Here is a 22,819-nt window from a genome sequence, read left to right on the forward strand (position 1 = left end):
CTACAAGCACCTTCCCATTAAACGCCACCCCGTAATCTGTCGAGGACGCTCCGATCTTCTAAGGTTGAAGTATCGCCTGTTACCTCTTGACCCGCCGCGAGCGATCGCAACAACCGCCGCATAATTTTACCCGATCGCGTTTTGGGTAATCCTTCGGTGAATTTGATTTCACCAGGACGCGCCAAGGCGCCAATTTCTTGGGCAACGTGCTGTTTTAATTCCTTGGCTAAGGTATCACTGGCGGTGTAATTTTCCTCTAAGGTGATAAAGGCGACGATTTCTTCCCCTTTCACCTCACTGGGTTTCCCGACTACAGCAGCCTCAGCGACGGCGGGATGAGCCACCAGAGACGATTCGACTTCCATCGTTCCCAAGCGATGTCCGGCGACGTTAATCACGTCATCCACTCGACCCATAACCCAGAAGTAACCGTCTGGATCTCGACGAGCGCCATCACCACTAAAGTAGAGATAGTCTCCATCTTTGGGCGGGATATGTTCCCAATAGGTGCGACGGAATCGGTTCGGGTTGCCGTGAACCATACGAATCATACTGGGCCACGGCTGTTTAATCACTAAGTAGCCCCCTTGGTTATCTTCTACGGGATTGCCGTCTAAATCCACCACATCAGCGACAATTCCGGGGAAGGGATAAGTGGCAGAACCCGGTTTCGTGGGTGTGGCACCGGGTAGAGGTGTGAGCATGATTCCTCCCGTTTCAGTTTGCCACCAAGTATCCACAATCGGACAGCGTTCGCCGCCAATGACACGGTGATACCACATCCAAGCGGCTGGGTTAATTGGTTCACCGACGCTTCCCAGTAATCGCAGCGAGGATAAGTCTCGCGCTTTGGGTAAATGTTCGCCCATCTTCATGAATAGCCGAATCGCGGTGGGGGCGGTATAGAAAATGGTGACTCGGTATTTTTGGACGACATCCCACATACAACCGGGATTTGAGGAACGGGGCGCCCCTTCATACATAACTGTGGTGGCACCGTTGGATAAGGGTCCGTACACAATGTAACTGTGACCCGTAATCCAACCGATATCAGCAGTACACCAGAAGATATCTGAGGGGTGTAAATCAAAGACCCATCTTGTCGTTATATGCGTATAAAGGTTATACCCACCTGTGGCATGAACCACACCTTTGGGTTTACCCGTGGTGCCGGAGGTATAGAGAATGAAGGCGGGGTCTTCACTGTCCATGGGTTCGGCTGGACAATCCCCAGAAACACCCGATCGCAGATCGTGCCACCAGTGATCGCGTCCCGATGCCATATTGATTGGTTGACCTGTGCGTTGCACCACTAGAACGCTGTGAACGCTGGGAACGCTATTCCCGGTTAAGGCTTTGTCTACTTGTTCTTTCAACGGGACGATCGCATCCTTGCGCCAACCGCCATCCGCTGTAATCACGACTTTGGCTTCGGCGTCTAAGAGTCGGTCTTTGAGCGCTTCAGAACTAAACCCCCCAAACACTACCGTATGGGGTGTGCCAATTCGCAAACAAGCCAGCATTGCGATCGCCGCTTCGGGAATCATCGGCATATAAATCCCCACGCGATCGCCTTTTTTCAAGCCCAGTTGTTTAAGCACATTTGCCATTTGACAGACGTCCCGATGCAACTGAGCATAAGTGAAGCTCCGGGAGTCTCCGGGTTCGCCTTCCCAAATCAAGGCTAATTTGTCCTGTCGTTCAGGGGTCAGGTGGCGATCGAGGCAGTTATACGAAATATTAAGTTTACCGCCGACAAACCACTGAGCAAACGGGGGTTGCCAATCCAGCACCTTATCCCATTTCTGGAACCAGTGCAGTTCTTGTTCTGCCAGTTGACCCCAAAATGCCTCTGGATCAGCTTTGGCTTGGTCATAGAGGCGCTGATACTCCTCCATGCTCTTAATATGGGATTCTTGGCTAAACTGACTCGGTGGATTAAACAGACGTTTTTCTTGAAGAACGGATTCTATGGTCGCTCGTGACATCGTTTCTCTCCTTAAACGAGACGATCATCGTAGCGGTTAATTAAAAAACTGATTATTTTATCATACGCAAAAGCATACACTTTGATTCATCTGCTACATCTGCTGTAACAATTGAAGCGGCGGTGCAGAGGGGTGGAGGAGAGATAGTTTAGCCCACTAAGTCCGGAATACCCGAAATTGTTCGTTGTTCGTAGTAAAGGCTTTAGCCTTATATTCAGTTGGATACTCAGAATTTCGTGACAGATAAACTCAATAGATTCTACCTACTTTTAACTAACGCTAAAACAGGGCGACCCGATTCAATTGAGTGGAAGAGAGTTGTTCATTAATGCAAGCGGGTCGCCCCTACACCAAACTGACAACTGATAACTGTTATTCCCCAATCAATCATCGCACAAGTGACGATCGCGCTCTTCAACGTCCGGACTGGTCTTGATATAATCTCGTATCCAGTCACAGCCCTGTTGGAGAACCTTGTTCACATCCACCACCTGATCCAATTTCCAGAGAATCACCGTATGGTCTAAACTGGCAGATGCAAGAGTCTGACCATCAGGACTAAAGGCAACATCAAAGACACGATCGCGATGACCCGGTAATGTAGTGATTAAAGTCCCATCACTGCGCCACAGTTTAACTCTGTGATCCCAACTGGCTGAAGCGAGAAATTGACCATCAGGGCTATAGGCAACACTTTGGACGCGATCGCGATGTCCGGTTAAGGTTTTAATTAACTGCCCGTCTCTTGTCCATAGCTTAATTGTGCGATCTGCACTGGCTGAGGCAAACTGCTGACCATCGGGACGGAAGGCGATATCCCAAACTTGATCATCATGCCCCGTTAAGGTTTGTATCGGTTGAGAAGCAAATCCTCCAGAACTATCTCGTTGCCAAAGTTTAAGGGTTGTATCAGAACTACCAGAGACGAGGAGTTGACCATCCGGACTGAAAGCCACCGTGTTCACCTCATGCTCATGTCCCAGTAACGTGGTTAATAATGTGCCATCAATCCGCCAGACTTTAATCGACTTGTCCCAACTGGCTGAAGCAATCCACTCACCATCCGGGCTGAACGTCACCTCAAACACGGTATCTTGATGTCCCTTCAGAGTTCTCAGAAGTGAACCCTCTGCCCCCCACAGTCTAACCGTTGTATCCTCACCGCCTGAGGCAATCAAGCGACCATCCGGACTGACATCAACTCCCCACAGTTGATTGAGATGTCCCTCCAGAGTTTTGATCAGCGTACCATCGGGTTGCCAAAGCTTGAGCGTCGCATCGATGCTAGCTGACACTAATTTCTGACTGTCGGGGAAGAAATCAATTCCCCACACTGAACTGGAATGACCTCTAAGTCGGGTTAAACTAGGTGGGTTGAACCGCCACAGGCGCATTGTCCCATTAACACCCGATGACATCACGGTTTGACCGTCTGGGCTAAAGGTGATCTGCCAAATCCCCTCTTGATTTGCCTGAATGGTTTGCAGCAGAGTACCCTCGACTGACCAGAGTTTGATGGTGTCATCCCAACTGGCGGAGGCAAGAGTTTGCCCATCGGGACTAAAGGCTAAATCGATAACGGTACTTTCATGCCCTTTGAGCGTTTGTATCAAGGTTCCGTCACGCTGCCAAATCTGAATCGTGTTATACCAGGTTCCGGCTGCTAACCGTTGACCATCAGGACTGAAAACAAGACTGACAATGCGATCAAATTCCGAAGATTGATCTCCCTGATGAACCCCTTTAATGGTTTTGAGTCGGGTGCCGTCCAAACTCCACAGCTTGATTGTATTATCGAAACCGCTAGACGCCAGCATCTGCCCATCGGGGCTAAACGTCACAGACCACACCGCCCCCTCATGTCCGATGAAGGTGTTGAGCAGTGTACCATCTAACCGCCACAGCTTCACGGTGCCATCTTCACTCCCTGAGGCAAGGTGTTCACCATTTGGACTCATGGCAATCGACCGGACTAAATCCTGATGTCCCTGGAATGTCTGTAACACTGTACCATCTAGCTGCCACAGCTTAATCGTCTGATCCCAACTGGCAGAAACGAGTCGTTGACCGTCAGGAGTAAATTCAACATCCATGACGATATCCTCATGTCCCCTCCAACTTGCCAGAAGCTTGCCATCTCGACGCCAGAGTTTAATCATTTTATCTTGACCCCCAGTGGCAATGAGTTGACCATCAGGACTAATGGCAACAGTTTGGGCGGCATTTTTATTGGCTAACAATTGATTGGATTGGTCGGCTTGAAAGACACTGCGGCGCAGGATTTGCTCGGTTTTAGCCTGTAAAGAAGGAGTGACAACTGCTAGATTTTGCAATCGCCGCCATGCTTTAATGGCTGTAAATAATGCCCCCAAGTGATTATCTGAGGCAAACAAGGCTTCGGCAGAAATTGTCAGCGCTTGCACCTCCCTCACGGCGAGTTGACGCTTCTGAAACCGGGTAAATAATCCTAACCCACTGGCTACCACAAACGCCACAGTCACCGTAGCTAATAAACCCCGTTGCAGTTGGGTGATTTTATGTTCTTGCAGCAAGCGTTTGTGTTCCTCAACCAGTCGCGCTTCTACTTCTTTGAGTCGCTTTGCCTCTTCAATGCGCTTAATTTCATCTAAGTCAGTACTGGTGCCAAACCATTTTACAAGTTTTCCATCGGGACTCCGCAGCGGAGTTGCTCGTTGCAAAAACCAACGGTAGTTCCCTTGACTATCTCTGAGGCGAATTTCCACCTGATAGGGGTCTCCGGTTTGGAAACAATGTTGCCAAGCAGCTTGCGATCGCGCTTGATCCTCTGGATGGCAAAATACAAATCGTCCCCAGTCTTTTACCTGTTCCAAGGTACAGTCTAAATAATCCAATCCGCGCTGATTAATATAGGATAATTTCCCATCCGCTTCAATAATCCATACGATTTGCGGTACAGCATCGGCAATCGTGCGAAAATATTGTTCCCGTTCTTTTTGTACCTGTAAGACTCCTTCAATCTCTTGGCGTTCTGCATCTTGACTCGCTGCCAAAAATTGATAATCTACATCACTTAAACGCTTTCCCTGAGACCACAGTAGCGCATCTTGTAGGGCTTGTCCCCGTAACAGTCGGGAAGTATCCTGTTGATGGCTGCTTATCCACGCCTCAATTGCTTGAGAGTAGGGACGCAATTGACTCAATTGTGCTTGTACCCAGTTGAGATTAAAGACAGCTTGATAAATAGCATTATTAATCCGCAAATAGCCTTGTTGCTTAACGACTAACCCCGAAAGCAACAATTCAATCTGTTCTCGACTGTCATCACTGGGAATAGAAATACCTTGAAGTAATTGCTGATAAATCCCAAAAACTCGGTTGGTTAATTGGGGATTAACCAGGACGCGATCGCGAATCGTGCGTAGATGTTCCGGTTCATCATTCGATTCCCAGTCCGACAGCAGGCGTTCTAACACCAATTTGTCGATAATTTCTGCTTCTTCACCCGCCTCAATAATGTTAGGAGATTTAGCAACTAACTGGCAGATTTTTTGGGTGAGAAAGGGTTGTCCTCCTGTCCAGTCTAAAATTCGCTGTAGAACCACCATCGGGTGTTCAGCTTTGTGGTTCAATCCTTCGGCTAACGGTTCCACCTCCGATATCTGAAATCCGCGCAAATCGATCGCTTTGCCAATATTAAACGGTGTGCGTTTTTTATCGGCAATTAAATCCGAGGGCGTCGCCACTCCAAACAAAGCAAACGTAAGCCGCTGATAGACTGAATTCTCTGACCGTTGATTATAAAAATATCGAATTAAGGCAAAGAAATCATCTGTGGGAAAATTTAAACCTATAACGGTATCAATTTCATCAATACAGATAATAATATTTCCTTTAGGAATATGAACCAATAAAACCGTTTCAATAAATCGACTTAATAGTTGAATCAGGGATAAATCATCATGAGCATCCCACCAGGTTTTCAGGTTAAACCCTTGGATTTGGGGAAACTTATTGACTAATTCATACAAAAGTCCCCGATACCACTGACTAGGCGTAATCGTCTCACTTCCTAGATTGGTTAAATCAATCGAAGCACCATGGAACCCCCTAGCCTTGAGGTGATGAAGCGTTCGCACTCGCAAACTGGATTTCCCCATTTGTCTGGTGTTAAACACATAGCAAAAATTTCCCGCTAGCAGCGCTTCATACAATTGGTCATCAGCCGCTCGCTGAACGTAGGTAGGATGGTTATATTTTAACCCCCCACCCACTTTATAATATCGAGTCAAACGAGTTAAATTCGTCATTTGTCATTCGTCATTTGTCGTTTGTAGTAAGGGCTTTAGCCTTATATTCAGTTAGATGAGCAGGAATTAGCGACAGATAAACTCAACATATTCTACCTACTTATAACGTCAAAAAACGGGCGACCCGATTCAATTGAGTGGAAGAGATTTGTTCAGTAATACCAGCGGGTCGCCCCTACTGATAACTGATAACTGATAACTGATAACTGATAACGCTAAGAACAAAAATACTGACGGTATAACTCACAACTGGGCGTCGCTTTATTATCCTTCAACTTAATCAACCCTAAACTATTTAATTTATAAGCCAAACAGGAATCACTTAAAACCGTCTCATCCGCACCCATCACTTGCCTCACCGCATCAGCCAACTGAGGTGTCGTAATCAAACTAGCTAACCGTCGCAAATGATTATTATAAATCCCCGATGCTGTCAGCGCCTCTTGTAATAACTGCGCTAACGTTATATTGTCATGGTACACAGTATAAAGAGCCAATTGAACCAGATACGGATATCCTCCCACCATTGCCATCAGGTCTTCAATTTCCCTGTCCGCCAAGTTCAACTCATAAGCTTGTGCCAACACCTTTACCTGTTGAGCATCCCACTCCGGTAAACTAATTGGAAATCCGACATTAAACGGAGATTGATTGACTCTCAGTGGCACATACACTTCCGTTGAATGAGCCACGACAGTGTGTAACGATTCCCAAATTTCTGACTCATTGGCATATTCATGCCACACTCGTAATAAGGGGAGAAACTCTCTGGCTATCTGAGGATACATAAAGAGTTGATCAAGATCATCTAATGCCATAACTAGGGGCGTATGACACTGGGGTAATATGTACCGCTCAAAGTATCGAGTACAGTTTGACTTTGCCAACCCTGTCTCCATATCCCAATAGTCTTCTAACTTAGGGGGTAATTCCAGCCGCCAACTAATACTTTTACAAAACCAACGCAGAAAACTATTTAAATCGTTCATCGCTACATCATCAGCTTGTTGAAAGCTCAAGCAAACAGTCTTATAGCCTTGGTTTTTAGCAAAATTTAGCAGATACCCCACCAGTGAGGTTTTTCCCATCCGTTCTGGCGCTTTGATTCGCAATAACGCTCCTGGTTGCACCAGTTCAGTGCAACACTCTAATTCAATGGGAGGGCGTTGGATATAAAAGGGGGATTGGTAAGGAACCGGACTTCCCGGATAGTCGGGTTTAGTTAGCGGTGGATTGAGGATAGAGGCTTGCAGACTGGCATTCATTCTACGTCTGAGTGCTGACTGTAGATTGGCTTTGGTGACTTTTTCTCCCAAAGCCAAGCTGAGTTGTTGCCAAAGCTGGGAACCCGCAATCCGCAAGTACCCCGCATCATAATCAAACTCTTGGGCGATGTCATAATAGCTCTTACCCTGCCAACATTGTCGGAAGATCAGTTCTTGTATATCGGTTAAGCCTTCCGGTTGCAGGCTTTGATCGATCAGGATCAGCGCTTGCTCTACATCCATTATTTTGCTGCTCCTTCCCCAATACCTAACTTTTTATAACAATTCATAACAGGTTTGTGTTTTAGAATATGCATCGAGATAGATGACTAATGGCTTAATATTTATGTTCATACAACTTTTACACAGCTATTATGTACTAAGTTAATAAGCTGTAATAAAATAAGTTAAACTAAAAAATACTAGGGTTTTGGGCTAAAAGTTGATGGTCGAGTCGGGCAATATTCCCGTAGCTGTTATCGTTCGCCATCAAAAACTGAAGTATTTTTCAGGGGTCACTGAGTTTTGAACGAAGCATCTATTGAGATTTTTTACGCTGCTATCGTGCCGTTCTCTAACTGATGATTCTGTTGTGTCTGTGCGGATCACGTCAGCGTTTACACTACCGTGAATAACTGAACGGTCAGTACCAATTATTTCTCAACTCAAAAAATGCCAGATAACCAGCAAAATTTAAATACCGATGAATCCTGCAAATTGGCAAATTTTGTTTTTGGAAAATGACCCGGAAATCGCCCAACAGATTCAAGGCATTTTCCTGGATAATCAGAATCCGAACCTATCGCTCATTCGGGTGGCAAGTCTTAATGCCGCCCTAGAACATTTGCAGCAAGAGAAAATTAATATTATTTTAATCGATTTGGGTCAGATATCAAAGAAAAAAAAGACAGAAGGCGTTCAGGAGAGCGACGGATATGATTATCGCTTAGAGGAACAGGATACTAGCCCAGCACAGGGGCTGGATGCGATCGCCCGACTTCAGGAGTATAGTGAAAAAAGTCCAACCCATGCCAGAATTCCCATTGTCGTCCTCGGTGCAGCACAGGATGAAGCGTTAGCATTGCAACTGATTCAAGCTGGGGTTCAGGATTATTTAATTAAAGGAAAATTCGATAATTCTCAACTTATCCGTTCCCTACACTATGCCATCGCCCGCCAACAGGTGCGGAATCGACAGAACCAAGACACAGAGGAGAAACCAAGCAGGGAAGACAAGAACGAATTTTGCCACTCTCTCCTCTCTAAATCCTCAGCGTTGATTCCGGACGAGAATGGAAACGGACAATCTACCCAGCCAACATCAGATCAATTAGAGTTCGCCTGTCAATGCGATGCTGATAAAATTAACTGGAATACGCCAATTATTGCTCCACCCCTACAACTCCCCGAACATCAACAGGAGCGTTTCTTTAACCTGTCCATGAATCTGCTTTGTATTGCTGGGTTTGATGGCTATTTTAAACAGTTAAATCCAGTTTGGGAAACGACCTTGGGTTACTCTCTCTCGGAACTCTTGAGTCAACCTTATCTGAATTTTGTCCATCCCGATGACCAAGACGCCACTCAACGGGAAGCCCAACAGCTAGTGCATAATAGCGTTTCCACGATTAATTTTGAGAATCGTTATCGCTGTAAAGATGGGTCTTATCGGTGGTTACTCTGGAGTGCAACGCCAGTAGTTGAAGAAGGGTTAATTTATACCGTTGCTCATGATATCACCGCCCGCAAACAGACCGAAGAAAAATTACACCTGCTCGAACGGGCGATCGCGGCGGCAAGTAATGGTATCGTGATTACGGATGCTCAAGCCCCTGATCATCCCCTGGTTTACGTCAATCCGAGTTTTGAACAGATGACGGGCTACTTCCAAGCTGAACTTCTCGGTCAAAATTGCCGCTTCCTCCAGAGAGAGGATACCCATCAACCCGAATTGCAGGAAATACGCCAAGCCCTTCAGGAACAACGAGACTGTCATGTCACCCTGCGAAACTATCGGAAAGACGGTACACTATTTTGGAATCACGTATCGATTTCCCCAGTACGAGATAGTGATGGAAACGTCACCCATTTTATCGGGGTACAACGGGACATTACCGCCCTTAAACAAGCAGAAGCGGCGTTATCCCAGTCCGAGGCGCGGTTCCAAAAGCTGACGGAAACGATACCGGGCGTAATTTATCAATATTATCAATATCCCGATGGTCGTCATCAATTTACCTACATCAGTTCTGGCGTTCGGGAACTCTTTGACTTAGAACCCGAAGCCCTTCAAGACAACCCTCAATTAATCTGGGACAGGATTCACCCCGACGACTACAGTGCTTATGTTGCATCCATCAACCATTCCGCTAAAACCTTAGAATCCTGGTGTATGAAATGGCGAATTTTAACACCATCTGGGACAATTCGCTGGTGTCAGGGAAAAGCTAAACCGATGCGCCTGTCTGACGGGACGCTAATATGGGATGGCATCATTCTCGATATTACCCAGCGCCAACATATTAAAGCCAAATTGCAAAAAGTGGCGGATACCAATCAAGCCTTATTAGATGCCATTCCCGACATGATGTTCCGCTGTCGTGCTGATGGTACATTTGTTGATTTCAAACCCGCCAAAGGTATCATTCCTGTCGCGCCACCCGAGGTATTTATCGGTAAAAAACCCCAGGATATTTTGCCGCCAGACGTAACTCAACGTTTACAGCAAGCCTCCCAGCAGGCTATTCTCTCCGGTCAACTTCAAACCTGTGAGTATCAGTTGACAATTAACGGGCAACTCAGCGAGTATGAAGCGCGGATTATTGCCTGTAATTCCCAGGAAATTATTGCCATTGTCCGGGACATTACTCTACGGAAACACGCCGAGGCAGAAATTATCCGGGCGCGGGATTTATGGCAAGCGATTTTCAATGAATCAGCCGATGCTATTTTTTTAGTTGATCCAGATACCCTTTTAACTCTAGACTGCAACCAACGGGCAATCGAGTTATTTGAAGTCACCAGCAAAGTTGAATTACTAAATATCGAAGGACAGGCGCTTCAAAAAGAACCATTTCATCCCGATGACCTAGAGTCTATCGTTGATGAAATTCAGAGGTATGGATTTTGGAGTCGAGAACTAGAATATGTGAGCAAAAAAGGACGGTTATTTTGGGGAAGTTTAGCGGTCAAGCGAATTAAAGTGGCGGATAAAACCCTCCATTTAGTCCGCGTCACCGACATTACCCCCCGTAAACAAGCAGAATCAGATTTACGTCTCAGTGAAGCTAAACTGCGCGAAAAAGCCGAAACCTTAGAACTCACTGTCAGCGAATTGCAACAAACCCAAGTCCAACTCATCCAAAAGGAAAAAATGGCATCCTTGGGTCAGTTAGTTGCTGGGATTGCTCATGAAATTAATAATCCGGTTAGCTTCATTGCTGGCAATATTAACCCCGCCCGGATGTATATCTATGATCTTTTGCAGCTAATTTACCTCTACGGGCAATTTTATCCTACACCGCCTCAGGAAATTCAAGACTATATTGTTGATAGAGAACTCGATTTTATTCAGCAAGACTTTATACAATTATTGGATTCCATGCAAGAAGGATCGGCAAGAATTCAGGGAATCGTTCAATCCTTGCGAAACTTCTCCCGTTTAGATGAATCGGACTACAAAAAAGCCGATATTCACCAGGGTCTCGAAAGTACCCTAATGATCTTACAACATCGCCTGAGAAAACAGCCGAACCGAGCCGCGATTCGGGTGATGCGAGAGTATGATGATCTACCCCTAATTGATTGCTATCCTGGAGAGTTGAATCAGGTCTTTATCAATATTTTGAGTAACGCGATTGATGCTTTAGAAGTACGAATGCAGCAGGATACAAACTTTATTCCTAAGATTCGGATTTGTACCGATTTTATTACCGTTCAAAATCAACCGGATATCAATAAAATTATTATTCGGATTACCGACAATGGTGTAGGGATAGATCGTCAGATTAAATCGCGCATATTTGACCCATTTTTTACTACCAAAACCATTGGTCAAGGCACAGGATTAGGTTTATCGGTTGCCCACACCAGTATCGTGGAGCGACATAAGGGTGAGATTCATTGTAAATCGTTATTAGGGCAAGGTACAGAGTTTGTGATTGAGTTACCTGTGTAATTTGTCATTCGTCATTCGTCATTCGTCATTCGTCTTACGTTTTATGTCATTCTCGTTTCTCTGTGAGAAGTAAGCTAGATTATTTGTCCTTGTATTTGGTAATTTTTTTTGATCAAAGACAGACTATATGGAGTGGTTCTCACACAAAATCCAACATTTTACAACACCAAACTCGGTGATTCCGGGTTATGATATTATTAAGGATAGTTTAGGTGTATTGGCTTCTAAAGGTTTGGTATTTAAATCTTTAGGAGCTAGTTTATTAAAGAATAATAATAATAATATTTGGAGAGATATAAGAGCTATATAAGAAGGCACGGCAATGCCGTGCCACTACCCTCTGATTGCAAGTCGAGGTGTTGCCTATTCCCGCCACAAGACTTATTCAGCAACCCCTAATCAAGCCGCAGGTAAGAGCGATCGCGACAATACCACGCCCTGATAATATTGTTGTAACTGACGGGTGGCGGCTGACCAACTCCATCGTTCCGCTTCCGCCCTAGCGTTTTGGCGTAAGGTTTCCCGTTCGGTTTGTTCCTGAAATAGACGTTGAGTGGCTGCGATCGCGCCTTGTTCATCTCTAGGATCAAACAGGTAGCCATTCACCCCATCGGTGACGATATCGGGAATTCCCCCAGAACGCGCCGCCACCACGGGACACCCCGCCGCCATCGCTTCGAGTAAAACTAACCCCAAGGTTTCGGTACGGGAGGGGAAAATAAACGCATCCGCCGACGCAAAGGCAGATCCTAAAGCTTCTCCCGTCAGATACCCAACAAAATGGGTGGGAGTTCCAGCAAAATGTTTTTCTAGGGCGCTGCGATGGGGTCCATCCCCCACTAATGCCAAACGCGCACCGGGAATCGATTCCAGAACGGGTTTAATCCGGTCAATTTCCTTTTCCGCCGACAGCCGCCCCACATACAGCAATAAGGGACTTTCTGGGTGTCCTTGGGACAAGTGCGATCGCATGTCCTCAGACGCCAAACTGGGACGAAATGTCTCTGTATCCACTCCCCGTTGCCACAAATCCAAGTGTTGAATCCCTCGCCCTCTCAATTCCTCCACCATTGCCGTTGAGGTACATAAATTAAGCTGGGCTTGGTTATGATTTGCCTTAATTAATTCCCACATCACAGGTTCTAACATGCCTAACCCATAATGCTGAAGATACTGGGGTAAATGAGTATGATAGGACGCGATTAAAGGAATTTGCATCGCTTTAGCATAATAGAGTCCCCCTAACCCTAATACCGCCGGATTCACCACATGAATTACATCCGGCTTAAATTCAGCTAACGCCATACCAATCGCGGGTCGAGGTAATGCCAGTTTCAGTTCGGGATATAAAGGTAATGGAAAAGCCGAAACGCCATAAATTTTGGCACCTTTGTGTTCTGTGAGTCCACCATCAGGGCAAATAACTAGAACCTGGTCACCATTCCGTTGTAAATGGTCAACCGTATGCCGCAGTCGCGTGACAATTCCATCAACTTTGGGCAAAAAGGTTTCAGTGAATAAGGCAATTCGCATAATCGTGTGACTGTGTGCGGAGTGTTATTGCAAACGCGAGAAGGTGCTTAGGATTTTCCCCTTTTTAAGGGGGCGGAAGGGGGAGCTAAACAGGGGACGGGGCGGCTTCTGGAGAGAGTTCTTTAGTTTAGAGCAACTAAAGCGTGACCTCGGTTTTAATAAGATACCCGCTAAAACAACTAAGGATCTTCAGCGTTTTTGAGCGGTAACGTACAGAGTCCATGAATGCCAATGGCAGCAATAATTCCCCCTAATAAAACGCCCACACCTTCAGCAAAACAATTGATTCGATGTCTGTTTTCTGCGGCTTGGGCGATGGATAGATCCCGCATTGTCGAAGACGGAGATTGAGACAACTTCTGGTAATAAGCATGATGACGCTCTAATTCTACCCATTCTGGCACAAGATAATAAGCACTGAGGGCAGAAGCAGCGAAACCCGGTAAGACGACAAACACGAGCAGAATTGCCGATTTGATCATCATGATGACAAGCTATCGGAACATACAGCAGATGATTGAAACCATCGGTTCAGTAATTATGATGAACGCCTCTAGACTGATTTGGATGGAAAAAACAGAAACATCAACCAGCGAAACCCCATTTTCTGGATGTTTTATGTCTTCCTACCGTAAGCCTGAATCCTGAACCGATAGTCGAGTGAGTTATCGCCGCCAAGACACCTTGGGTAAGATTTGTTTTTCATCTACACGGTGCTTGTACTTGCTGGCAAAGTTCAGTAAGGAATCAATCAGGGAATCAGATAGGTAATGGGGTTGGAGTCCTAAACTTAACAGGCAAGTATTTTTGGCGTAGAAATAGTGCTGTTCTAACTCCACCCGTGGGTTATCCAGGTGCTTAATATCCACATCGATATCCAAATGGGTACCCGCATTTTTCACCATCACGGCTAAGTCGCCCACACTGAACATTTCCGTGAACTGGTTAAAGACGCGGAATTGACCCGGATCAGCTGGATTTGCGATCGCGAGTTCGACACAGCGCACCGTATCCCGAATATCTAAGAAGCCTCGGGTTTGTCCCCCTTTACCATAGACTGTTAGGGGATGACCTACCGCCGCCTGAATACAGAAACGGTTTAAGGCGGTACCGAAAACGCCATCGTAGTCGAGGCGGTTAATCAGCATCTCATCCATTCCCGTTTCTTCGGTTAAGACGCCATAAACGACGCCCTGATTCAGATCCGTCGCCCGCAGTCCCCAAATCTTACAAGCAAAGTGGATATTATGGCTATCATGGACTTTGCTCAGGTGGTAGAAGCTACCAGGCTGTTTGGGATAGGGTAAGGTATCTTTACGCCCATTATGTTCGATGGTGATATAGCCTTCTTCGATATCGATATTCGGCGTGCCATATTCACCCATCGTCCCCAGTTTGACCAAATGGCAATCAGGGAAGTCTTGTCGCATGGCATAGAGAATATTTAATGTGCCTACGACATTATTCACCTGAGTCAGCACCGCATGTTCGCGGTCAATCATCGAGAATGGGGCAGAACGTTGTTCGCCAAAGTGAACAATTGCCTCCGGTTCAAACTGATGCAGGGATTTAATCAGGAAATCGTAGTCGGTAATATCCCCCACGAACAAGTCAATGGATTTACCCGTCAGATCCTGCCAACGCTGGATACGTTGTTGAATCGGTGCAATTGGCGTCAGCGTTTCTACACCTAGTTTCATATCCCAGTGACGACGCACCAGGTTATCCATAATCCCGACGTCATATCCTTTGTTGGATAGATGCAGGGCGGTTGCCCACCCACAATAACCATCGCCGCCAATAACCAAGACTTTCATAGTCAATCCATAAATGTTGCTTGCCGATACTCGGTAAATGTATCAGGTTTCGGGTACTCTCGAACCATTAAAATCAGCGATCGCACCCCTAAATTATCCTACATGCATACAAGTCAACCGTCTCTACCCACCAACTGTGTCCTCCGACGCGCCAATTCTGGAGATCGGGGCGTGATTTTCCGATTGGTACTGGGGGCAAAACTTGATCCGACGCAATTACGATGGCAACAGTTCTGGGTGATTGAATGCGAGGGACAGGTGGTAGCATGTGGACAGTTACGCCAGTTTGCTGACGCCCAGGAGTTAGGCAGTTTAGTGGTTGTCCCAGAGTGGCGCGATCGCGGTTTGGGAACGTTGCTGACGCAGCATCTGATTCACCAAGCCAGCCACCCCCTGTATCTGGAATGCTTAGGAACACGCCTCGCCCAGTTCTACAGGCGCTTTGGCTTTGTGCCAGTATCCTGGCAAGAGTTGCCGCGATCGCTTAAATTTAAGTTTGGCTTATCTCACTTCGCCAAAATTATCTTCCGAATCCCTGTAGAAATTATGACTTTATCCTCTCACTGAATAAATACCTAGACGCCTAATCATACATCCTGTTTCTGGCATATAATTGCTAGTTCTAGTTATAGCTATAAAATGCAACTTGCAATACAAAATCTGTGTATTGTTAAAATTATAACTTATATAAAGCATAAAGAATAATAAATGAGATTAACTTGACAAAGACAAATAAGTATGGTCTTATAAATACTTCTAAAGATAGAGGAAACATTCCTTTATTAGTCATTTAATTGTCACAGTTGTTTCACTTACTACAGGGTTTCCAATTTATGAAATTTAGCTACTCACCGTGGCTGTCTGCCTTAACGGTTGCTACCACTGCCGCTACCGTAACGATGGTCAATGTATCCCCGGCTACAGCCGCTTCAATGAAATATGATTTACGAATCAATGGTATAGACGTTGTATCACCAGCACTGGGGGGGTCAACAACAATAAACAACGTAGATATAGGTTACTTCACCACGAACGATTCAATGGATGCAATTGAATCGGTTTCTCTAGAGATGGGGGATTTCCTCTTTTTTGATCAGGGTGAATTTGAAAATAATGGTTCCCAAATTCTGTTCAGCAATTCTGCACAGCCGACTCAGAGTGTCACTCTATTCGACATACTATCACTTCCCCAGGAAAGTGGTGGAATGGTAACTGGAGGAGCAACTTTGATCAATGGAGACTTCAGTGATTCGCTCTCCTACAAAGTGACTAACAATACTCCTGTTCCTGAACCCCTGACACTTCTTGGTTCAGCTGCCGCCTTAGGTTTTGGAGTTGGACTCAAGCAAGAGCATTCGAGAAGGAAGAATAAGGTCAACAAATAAGATAAAGGTAAAACTCAAGCTATTTGAGCCTAATGATTCTCTGCAATTCTTCCAAAGCTCCTTCTGCTGAATCTACATTAGAAGGACGCAATTTAGCCACTAATAGATGATGGCACCAGAGAATATATAAAGGGGCATAGCACACCCCTTTATAATAAGCACCATTGTAGAGACGCGCCATGGCGCGTCTCTACATAAATGATGTGTCCTAACCGCTATGGCGGTTGATATACTTCAGGATTTACTTCAATGCGATGATAAGGCACAAACAAAAAAGTGTAAATTTTGGCTACACCGAAAACACAGACTTAGCCTCAGCTTACTAACCATCTGAGTAAAGGGGAAAAAGGATAACTGAATCCCTTTCCCCCTTTGTTCCACTAGGAATAGTTATCCTACCATTTCCTGTTCCGGGCAGAGGATGTTTGCTTGTCAATGTCAGGTATTTCAGGTGTTTCTGGCTTAACCTCAACCTGCGTCACCTCTGTTTCTGCGACGTTTTTTCCCACAGCAGTGACAGGTTTTGCCGCGACTACCGCCGTTGGGTCGGGTTCCACAATAATACGTTCTTGTTCTGCCACTACCTTACCATCTTGATTATTTTGATTCGATGGCTTTGCTTTCTCTGCCTTGTTTTGAACGTTATCGGCTGCACCAATCGCCGCATTTTTGGCTTGGTCGGCTTTACTCTGGAGTGAAGGTTTAGCATTCTCAGCCGCATCTTGAATCCTGTCGGCTGTCTTCACCGCAGCACTTTTGGCTTTGTCAGCTTGACTTTCAATAGCTGGCTTAGCGTTCTCAGCCGCATCTTTTACCTTGTCGGCTGCTTTTTCCGTAGCACTTTTCGCTTGGTTAGCGGCATTTTCAATAGCTGGCTTGGCTTGTTCAGCCGCATCTTGCACTTTATCGGCTGCCTTATCCGCAGCACCTTTAAGTTTATCCGGTGCATCCTCCGGGGTAGCCTTAGCCGTCAAACCACCCGCTACAGCGCCTGTAACAGCACCCACGACTGCACCTCGTTTGCCAGCCACTTGACCACCAACTACAGCGCCAACGGCTGCGCCAGCTACACCAGCGCCAACTATACCCTTACCTTGATTGTCTTGATTGGACGAAGATTCATCGGGTTGATTGGCAGTAGGTTCAATAGGTTGATTATTTTTATCCAAAAATTGCTTATTACTATCCATGTAGAGTTATCCTCCTTTATTGATATTGAATGTTCCCTCTTCGGGTTTAAGGCTCTGTTGTATCTTTCTTTAACTTACCAATCCACCGTTATTGCTGACGCCAAGCTAAAGGAGGATATGAGGTGATCTTGAATCAGTCGATAGATACATTTCATACCAAATCCGCTTTGAAAACCCTTTTTTGCCATGGCGATTGAAATCGCTGCTACACAAACTTTCGTCCGCCTGCGCGGACTGGATTCTAACTTATAGAACCCCCAGTTAGCGGTCACAACAGGGAGAGCCTCAGCGTTTCCAGAGTTTGAGCGGTTGCAGGATTTTGGCAATCCAACGGAGGGTTTCGGGTTCGGTTAAAATTCCCTGGGTGGGACTGAATAAAAATGCCAGAATAAAGAAACTAAAGACAACCATGACGATCGCGGGTCCCGATGGCAAATCCAGGTAATAGCTTAAATACATCCCCGTAACACCCGCAATCACACCAATTATTGCCCCTAATCCCATCATCTGATGCAATTCTTTGACCAAAAGATAGGCAGTAATGGCAGGACCAACCAGGAGGGAGATAACCAGCAGCACGCCCACGGTTTGCATACTGGCGACAATCGTCAAGGTAATGGCGCAGACAAAGCCGAAATACATGGTGGTGACGGGTAAACCACTGGCTTGAGCGCCGAGGGGGTCAAAGGTGTAAAAAAGGAGTTCTTTGTAAAACAGTTTGGTTAACAGTAAAACGATGACGGTAATGATGAGCGTATGCCAGACATCGCTGGTTCTGACCCCTAAAATATCACCAAATAGAATAGAACTGAGGTCAAATTGATTTGTTTCTAAGAGGGTAATTAGGATAACTCCTAAGCCCAAAAAACTGGTTAAGGTTAATGCCATGGCTGCATCTACCTTAACTCGCGATCGCTGATGAATACCAGCCACCACTAAAGCACTCAACGTTCCCGCGATAAACGCCCCCAGAGACAGAAATTGTTCCCCCACAAAAAAGGCGATGGATAGTCCAGGTAGAACAGCATGGGCGATCACATGAGCGATCATGATCATCTGTTGCACAATCAAATAACTCCCCACGACTGCGCCTAAAATTCCCAGCAGCACCGCAATCGCTATGGCGTCACGCATATATCCCCACTGAAGTGGTTCAATTAACCAATCCCACATCCTATCCACCTCATTGATTGTTGGTTTCCTATTGGTATGAATTTTTCCTGAAAATCCGTATTATGGTATCTTTAGCTTTACCGGATGTCAATTTTTGCTGATTGTTTAAGTAGGTGGACACAATTAAAGTGAACGGTTGAGATTAGGGAACAGGGAACAGGGAACAGGGAGCAGTAAGGGTTTGAAGGCAACTTGCAAAACTTAACACAGTACCGTTTTCTTTTGTCCGACTACTTAGTACAGCAAACAGAATTTATTCCCAGGTACTTATACTCTGTTTTTTTGCCCTAGAGTTTTCTGCATTGACATTAGGCAACAACCAGGCTCATGAGTTTACCATAGGCTTTCTTAAGGTTTTCAGTTGTCAAGACTTCTGACTTTGAACCCACAGCAATTAGCTCCTTATTTAATAGTAATATTTGATCATATTGCTCCAAGGTTTCCCCCAAATCATGACTAATAACCAATATCATTTTATTTTGAAACTTTAAGTCTTGAAAAATCTCAAAAATAATCTCTTCTGTCTTTTGATCAATCCCAGCAAACGGCTCATCAAAAAAAAACAATTCTGCCTGTTGCGCCAACGCCCTTGCCAAAAATACTCGTTGTTGTTGTCCACCCGATAGTTCGCCAATTTGACGATGACGGTATTCAAACAAGCCCACCCGTTCTAATGCATCCTGAACAATCTCCTGGGATTGACGAGATGGATTTTTAAACCAACCTGTGTGGATAGTGCGCCCCATCATCACCACATTCCAGACGGTAACCGGATAATTCCAGTCAATTTGGGTGCGCTGTGGTACGTAAGCAACCCGTTTTCGTTGGCTTTTCAGGGGCTTGGCGTGAAATGTGGCTACCCCTCTGGTGAGGGGAATGAGTCCCAGAATTGCTTTAATAATCGTACTTTTCCCAGCACCGTTAGGTCCCAACAGTACCGTTAACTGTCCGGGTTGGATGGAAAAGGAAACACCGGAGATTGCCCAGGTATTTCGGTAGTTGACTGCCAAATCATGAACTTCGAGCATTACGACCTGTCTGTGAGAATGACTACCATTAACAAATTCTGCTTTCAGCTTATCGGATAGCGATTGCCATGATTTCACGCTTTGAGAAGGGATAGGGAAGCTGGGGAAGCTGGGGGAGAGGAAAATACATGAGAACTCCTGGCGAGCCGTATTGGGGATATAGCTGTCGGCATCCGTTTCAACTCCAATATTTAGAACGATTATCTATTTAGAATGATTATCATTATAATTGTCTCTCGGTTTCAGGAGCTTGACTATGCTAAAGTATGTATTCAACCAAACCTTGAACGGCTGGAATAGTAAGGTATTGGCATTAGCGATCGCACTGACAGGGTGTGTTCAAACCAACCAGACAACGGTTTCGCCAACAGAAGATGGGACATCAGGTGAGAAACCCAGTGTAGTGGTGTCTCATCGCGTCCTTTGCAATTTAACTGAAGAAATTGCCCAAGACACCATTCAACTCAACTGTTTATTAGATCCGAACCAAGATCCTCACACCTACCGATCAACCCCATCGGATCGCAAAGCCGTTGAAACCGCACAACTGATCCTTTATGGTGGCTATGATGGAGAACCAGGCGTTGAGGGATTAATTGAAGCCAGCAATACATCAGCCCCTATCGTTGCTGTATTTGAGGAAGCTGTCCCCAATCCCCTGGAGGGAGAAGCACATCACCATGATCATCATGGAGATCACCATGATCACGGGGAAAAGGAACAAGGTGAACACTCAGATCATGAAGAACACCATGCCGCCGATAAGGGGGAAAACGTTCCCGATCCCCATGTTTGGCATGATGTGCAAAACAGCATAGCGATGGTCGATGTGATTCGCAACCAACTGACAGAGATTAATCCCGATCAGGCTGACTTTTATACGGAAAATGCCCAACAGTTAACCACCCAACTCGACCAGTTAGATACCTGGGTCAACGCACAAGTGGAAACAATTCCTTCAGGAAAACGTAAAATTATCACCACTCATGATGCTTTGGCTTATTATGTCAACGCTTATGGATTTGAAGCGGCGGAATCGCTACAAGGACTCAGTACCGAAGAAACCCCCTCAGCCGCACGGGTAAAGGAATTGGTAGGAACCATTGAACAAGCCAAGGTTCCCACGATTTTTGTGGAAACCACAACCAATTCCACCGCCATTGAGACTGTGGCTAGGGAAGCGAATGTCAAGGTTTGGGACCAAAAACTGTTTGTTGGTAGTCTGGGTGCCCAAAATAGTGACACGGCAACCTATATCGGAATGATGACACACAATACCTGCGCGATCGCGAAAGGGTTGGGTGGAACTTGTACTCCGTTCAAACTAATGACAGGTGAAAATTAGCCTGAAGAGGAATGATACAGCGTCGGTTTGGTTAAGGCGGGTACAATGCGATCGCTCGCCATTTTCCCACCGTACAGGTTCCGTGCCACGGGTCCTATCTGGAGTGCGGCTAAACCTCCCATCACAAATAATTCACAACCCGACCAACGCAGATGCTCGTCTAAAACGGGCAGACCCTTGACAAGCGGTACAGGATATGCGTCAATAACATCCTTAAGTAACGGGTCAACGGTGGCATCAAAGCCAGTTCCAGTGGCATACCAAATACGTTGACATTCATAGACTTGACCATCATCACAGTCAACCTGCCACTGGTTATCCTGCCACCGTGCCTCAACCACCTGGCATTCCGGATAAAACCTCAGCTTACCTTGCCGTTCCAGGCGGCGTAACTGAAACATCATCTTTGGCGTCATTGATCCCCCATTTCGCGCTCCCTGAATCATCTCCCACCGCCTGTGCCAATCCGGTTCAGCCCAAAAGTCCTTGAGATACTTCGGTCCCAACCAACCCGGTTCAGCATCAAACCATTTTTCCTGAAGCCGACGCCGCGACATTAACATCACCTTCGCTCCCCGTGCTGCTGCACCCACGGCTAAATGTCCACTCGTCAACCCACCCCCAATAATCAACACCTGCTCACCAACTATCGGCACGTTCCGTAAATCAACAGTTTGAGCATGGCATAATCGGTCAGTTGGATAAGCCGATGTCATCTTATCCACCCAATCCGGTACAATCTTCCTCCCTGCACCCGTCGCCAGAACCACCCGACGAGCGATGACTGATTGCCCATTGGATAACTCTAGGCGAAATCGAGGGCGTTTGAGAACCGTGGTTGGTTTAAGGCTACTCACAGCAGCCCGAACCAGCTTATCCGGCAATCCCCACTGATGGATAACATCCTGACAAAACTCCTCAAATAGCTGCGTTCCGGGAAGATCATAGGGTGGAAAAAATGCCGACTCCCGGTTTTCGGCAAAAGAGCGCAGCGCATAAGGGTTGGGGTGGGGATGGTGAACCGCAGGGGATCTCAGATGAGGAATGTCTAGGGCGGCAAATTGATGGAACCACCGATTCATCCATCTGCCACTAGCATCAAACACCCAAAACCTATCCTTCATTGTCTTACGTTTTTGCAGTAGGTGAGTGACTAGAGTTAGAGCCTGGGGACCTGCGCCAACAATGGCAATGTCAATGTTCGCGGGTAAGGATGCCGAATGGTTTGTCATGAAAACTCTGACCTTTGATTTACAATAACGATAATCGTTCTTATGATAATGATTATCACAATTGTGACGCCGAGTAACCCCTCAATCTGTGCCAAAGCATTTGGGGCGGCACAAACTGCCCAAGTACCACCCAACACCACTGGGTTCACGATTACAGTATTCCACCATGTTTTTGCCATAGTTACTCCTCACACCCTATTCAGTTCTAAGGTCTTGCCCGATCACCTAGCGGTACAACCCCATCACCCAAACGAATGCTCTTGAGCAAGTCACCAGTGTCTCTCAGTTACGAGATGTTTCCCCTGGCGATTGGGCGTATGAAGCCCTACGCAGTCTGGTGGAACGGTATGGTTGTATCGCGGGCTATCCCGATGGCACCTATCGCGGGAATCGAGCC

Annotated in this window: 17 protein-coding genes and 2 pseudogenes; 8 read left to right on the forward strand and 11 right to left on the reverse strand. The window is 46.1% G+C overall.

What is annotated here, in order from left to right:
- Positions 1-17: 17 nt before the first annotated feature.
- The 3 genes from acs to RID53_RS05310 form a co-directional block, all read right to left on the reverse strand.
- Entirely contained in the window at positions 18-1,988 is a 1,971-nt protein-coding gene (gene acs / locus RID53_RS05300) for an acetate--CoA ligase (protein WP_446387126.1), read from the reverse strand.
- 383 nt (positions 1,989-2,371) lie between these two features.
- Positions 2,372-6,277 carry a WD40 domain-containing protein gene (locus tag RID53_RS05305; RefSeq protein WP_446387127.1) on the reverse strand — a complete coding sequence of 1,302 codons (3,906 nt, stop codon included), beginning with the start codon at positions 6,275-6,277 and terminating at the stop codon, positions 2,372-2,374.
- A 215-nt stretch (positions 6,278-6,492) separates the two neighbouring features.
- On the reverse strand, positions 6,493-7,785 hold the full coding sequence (locus RID53_RS05310) for an AAA-like domain-containing protein (protein WP_446387128.1): 1,293 nt from the start codon (positions 7,783-7,785) through the stop codon (positions 6,493-6,495).
- A 460-nt stretch (positions 7,786-8,245) separates the two neighbouring features.
- Here RID53_RS05310 and RID53_RS05315 point away from each other — a divergent pair, with 460 nt between their 5' ends.
- Complete coding sequence (locus RID53_RS05315) at positions 8,246-11,719, forward strand: PAS domain S-box protein (protein WP_446387129.1); 3,474 nt, start codon at positions 8,246-8,248, stop codon at positions 11,717-11,719.
- A 127-nt stretch (positions 11,720-11,846) separates the two neighbouring features.
- Positions 11,847-12,029, forward strand: a complete 183-nt coding sequence (locus RID53_RS05320) for a hypothetical protein (protein ID WP_446387130.1) — start codon at positions 11,847-11,849, stop codon at positions 12,027-12,029.
- Between the two features lie 89 nt (positions 12,030-12,118).
- Here RID53_RS05320 and RID53_RS05325 read toward each other — a convergent pair whose 3' ends face one another.
- Positions 12,119-13,252, reverse strand: a complete 1,134-nt coding sequence (locus tag RID53_RS05325; RefSeq protein WP_446387131.1) for a glycosyltransferase family 4 protein — start codon at positions 13,250-13,252, stop codon at positions 12,119-12,121.
- Between the two features lie 179 nt (positions 13,253-13,431).
- Complete coding sequence (locus RID53_RS05330) at positions 13,432-13,737, reverse strand: hypothetical protein (RefSeq protein ID WP_446387132.1); 306 nt, start codon at positions 13,735-13,737, stop codon at positions 13,432-13,434.
- Here RID53_RS05330 and RID53_RS05335 point away from each other — a divergent pair.
- A complete protein-coding gene (locus RID53_RS05335; RefSeq protein ID WP_446387133.1) occupies positions 13,736-13,900 on the forward strand; it encodes a hypothetical protein in 165 nt (54 codons plus the stop codon). The genes RID53_RS05330 and RID53_RS05335 overlap by 2 nt on opposite strands.
- 17 nt (positions 13,901-13,917) lie before the next feature.
- Here the strand turns inward: RID53_RS05335 and RID53_RS05340 are convergent, their stop codons facing one another.
- Positions 13,918-15,069: a UDP-sulfoquinovose synthase gene (locus tag RID53_RS05340; RefSeq protein WP_446387134.1), complete on the reverse strand. Its 1,152-nt coding sequence runs from the start codon at positions 15,067-15,069 to the stop codon at positions 13,918-13,920.
- A gap of 102 nt (positions 15,070-15,171) precedes the next feature.
- Between RID53_RS05340 and RID53_RS05345 the strand changes: the two genes are divergently transcribed.
- Positions 15,172-15,636: a GNAT family N-acetyltransferase gene (locus RID53_RS05345; RefSeq protein WP_446387135.1), complete on the forward strand. Its 465-nt coding sequence runs from the start codon at positions 15,172-15,174 to the stop codon at positions 15,634-15,636.
- Between the two features lie 266 nt (positions 15,637-15,902).
- Positions 15,903-16,454 (forward strand): PEP-CTERM sorting domain-containing protein, encoded by a 552-nt coding sequence (locus RID53_RS05350; RefSeq protein ID WP_446387136.1) that lies wholly within the window; start codon positions 15,903-15,905, stop codon positions 16,452-16,454.
- A 25-nt stretch (positions 16,455-16,479) separates the two neighbouring features.
- Here RID53_RS05350 and RID53_RS05355 read toward each other — a convergent pair.
- The 4 genes and pseudogenes from RID53_RS05355 to RID53_RS05370 form a co-directional block, all read right to left on the reverse strand.
- Positions 16,480-16,614, reverse strand: a pseudogene (locus tag RID53_RS05355) (transposase); the annotation flags it as partial.
- Positions 16,615-16,849: 235 nt separating this feature from the next.
- On the reverse strand, positions 16,850-17,644 hold the full coding sequence (locus tag RID53_RS05360; protein ID WP_446387137.1) for a YtxH domain-containing protein: 795 nt from the start codon (positions 17,642-17,644) through the stop codon (positions 16,850-16,852).
- A gap of 285 nt (positions 17,645-17,929) precedes the next feature.
- Positions 17,930-18,817: a metal ABC transporter permease gene (locus RID53_RS05365; protein ID WP_446387138.1), complete on the reverse strand. Its 888-nt coding sequence runs from the start codon at positions 18,815-18,817 to the stop codon at positions 17,930-17,932.
- Between the two features lie 308 nt (positions 18,818-19,125).
- Complete coding sequence (locus tag RID53_RS05370; RefSeq protein ID WP_446387144.1) at positions 19,126-19,845, reverse strand: metal ABC transporter ATP-binding protein; 720 nt, start codon at positions 19,843-19,845, stop codon at positions 19,126-19,128.
- A 256-nt stretch (positions 19,846-20,101) separates the two neighbouring features.
- Between RID53_RS05370 and RID53_RS05375 the strand changes: the two genes are divergently transcribed.
- Positions 20,102-21,190 (forward strand): metal ABC transporter solute-binding protein, Zn/Mn family, encoded by a 1,089-nt coding sequence (locus tag RID53_RS05375; RefSeq protein WP_446387139.1) that lies wholly within the window; start codon positions 20,102-20,104, stop codon positions 21,188-21,190.
- On the opposite strand, the gene RID53_RS05380 is transcribed toward RID53_RS05375, so the two are convergent.
- On the reverse strand, positions 21,187-22,422 hold the full coding sequence (locus tag RID53_RS05380; RefSeq protein WP_446387140.1) for an FAD/NAD(P)-binding protein: 1,236 nt from the start codon (positions 22,420-22,422) through the stop codon (positions 21,187-21,189). The genes RID53_RS05375 and RID53_RS05380 overlap by 4 nt on opposite strands.
- Positions 22,423-22,470: 48 nt before the next feature.
- Between RID53_RS05380 and RID53_RS05385 the strand changes: the two genes are divergently transcribed.
- Entirely contained in the window at positions 22,471-22,686 is a 216-nt protein-coding gene (locus tag RID53_RS05385) for a hypothetical protein (protein WP_446387141.1), read from the forward strand.
- Positions 22,679-22,819: pseudogene (locus tag RID53_RS05390) on the forward strand (S-layer homology domain-containing protein); the annotation flags it as partial. The gene RID53_RS05385 and the pseudogene RID53_RS05390, both read left to right, overlap by 8 nt.

This window comes from Coleofasciculus sp. B1-GNL1-01 (assembly GCF_040220235.1).
Taxonomy (GTDB): Bacteria; Cyanobacteriota; Cyanobacteriia; order Cyanobacteriales; family Coleofasciculaceae; genus Coleofasciculus.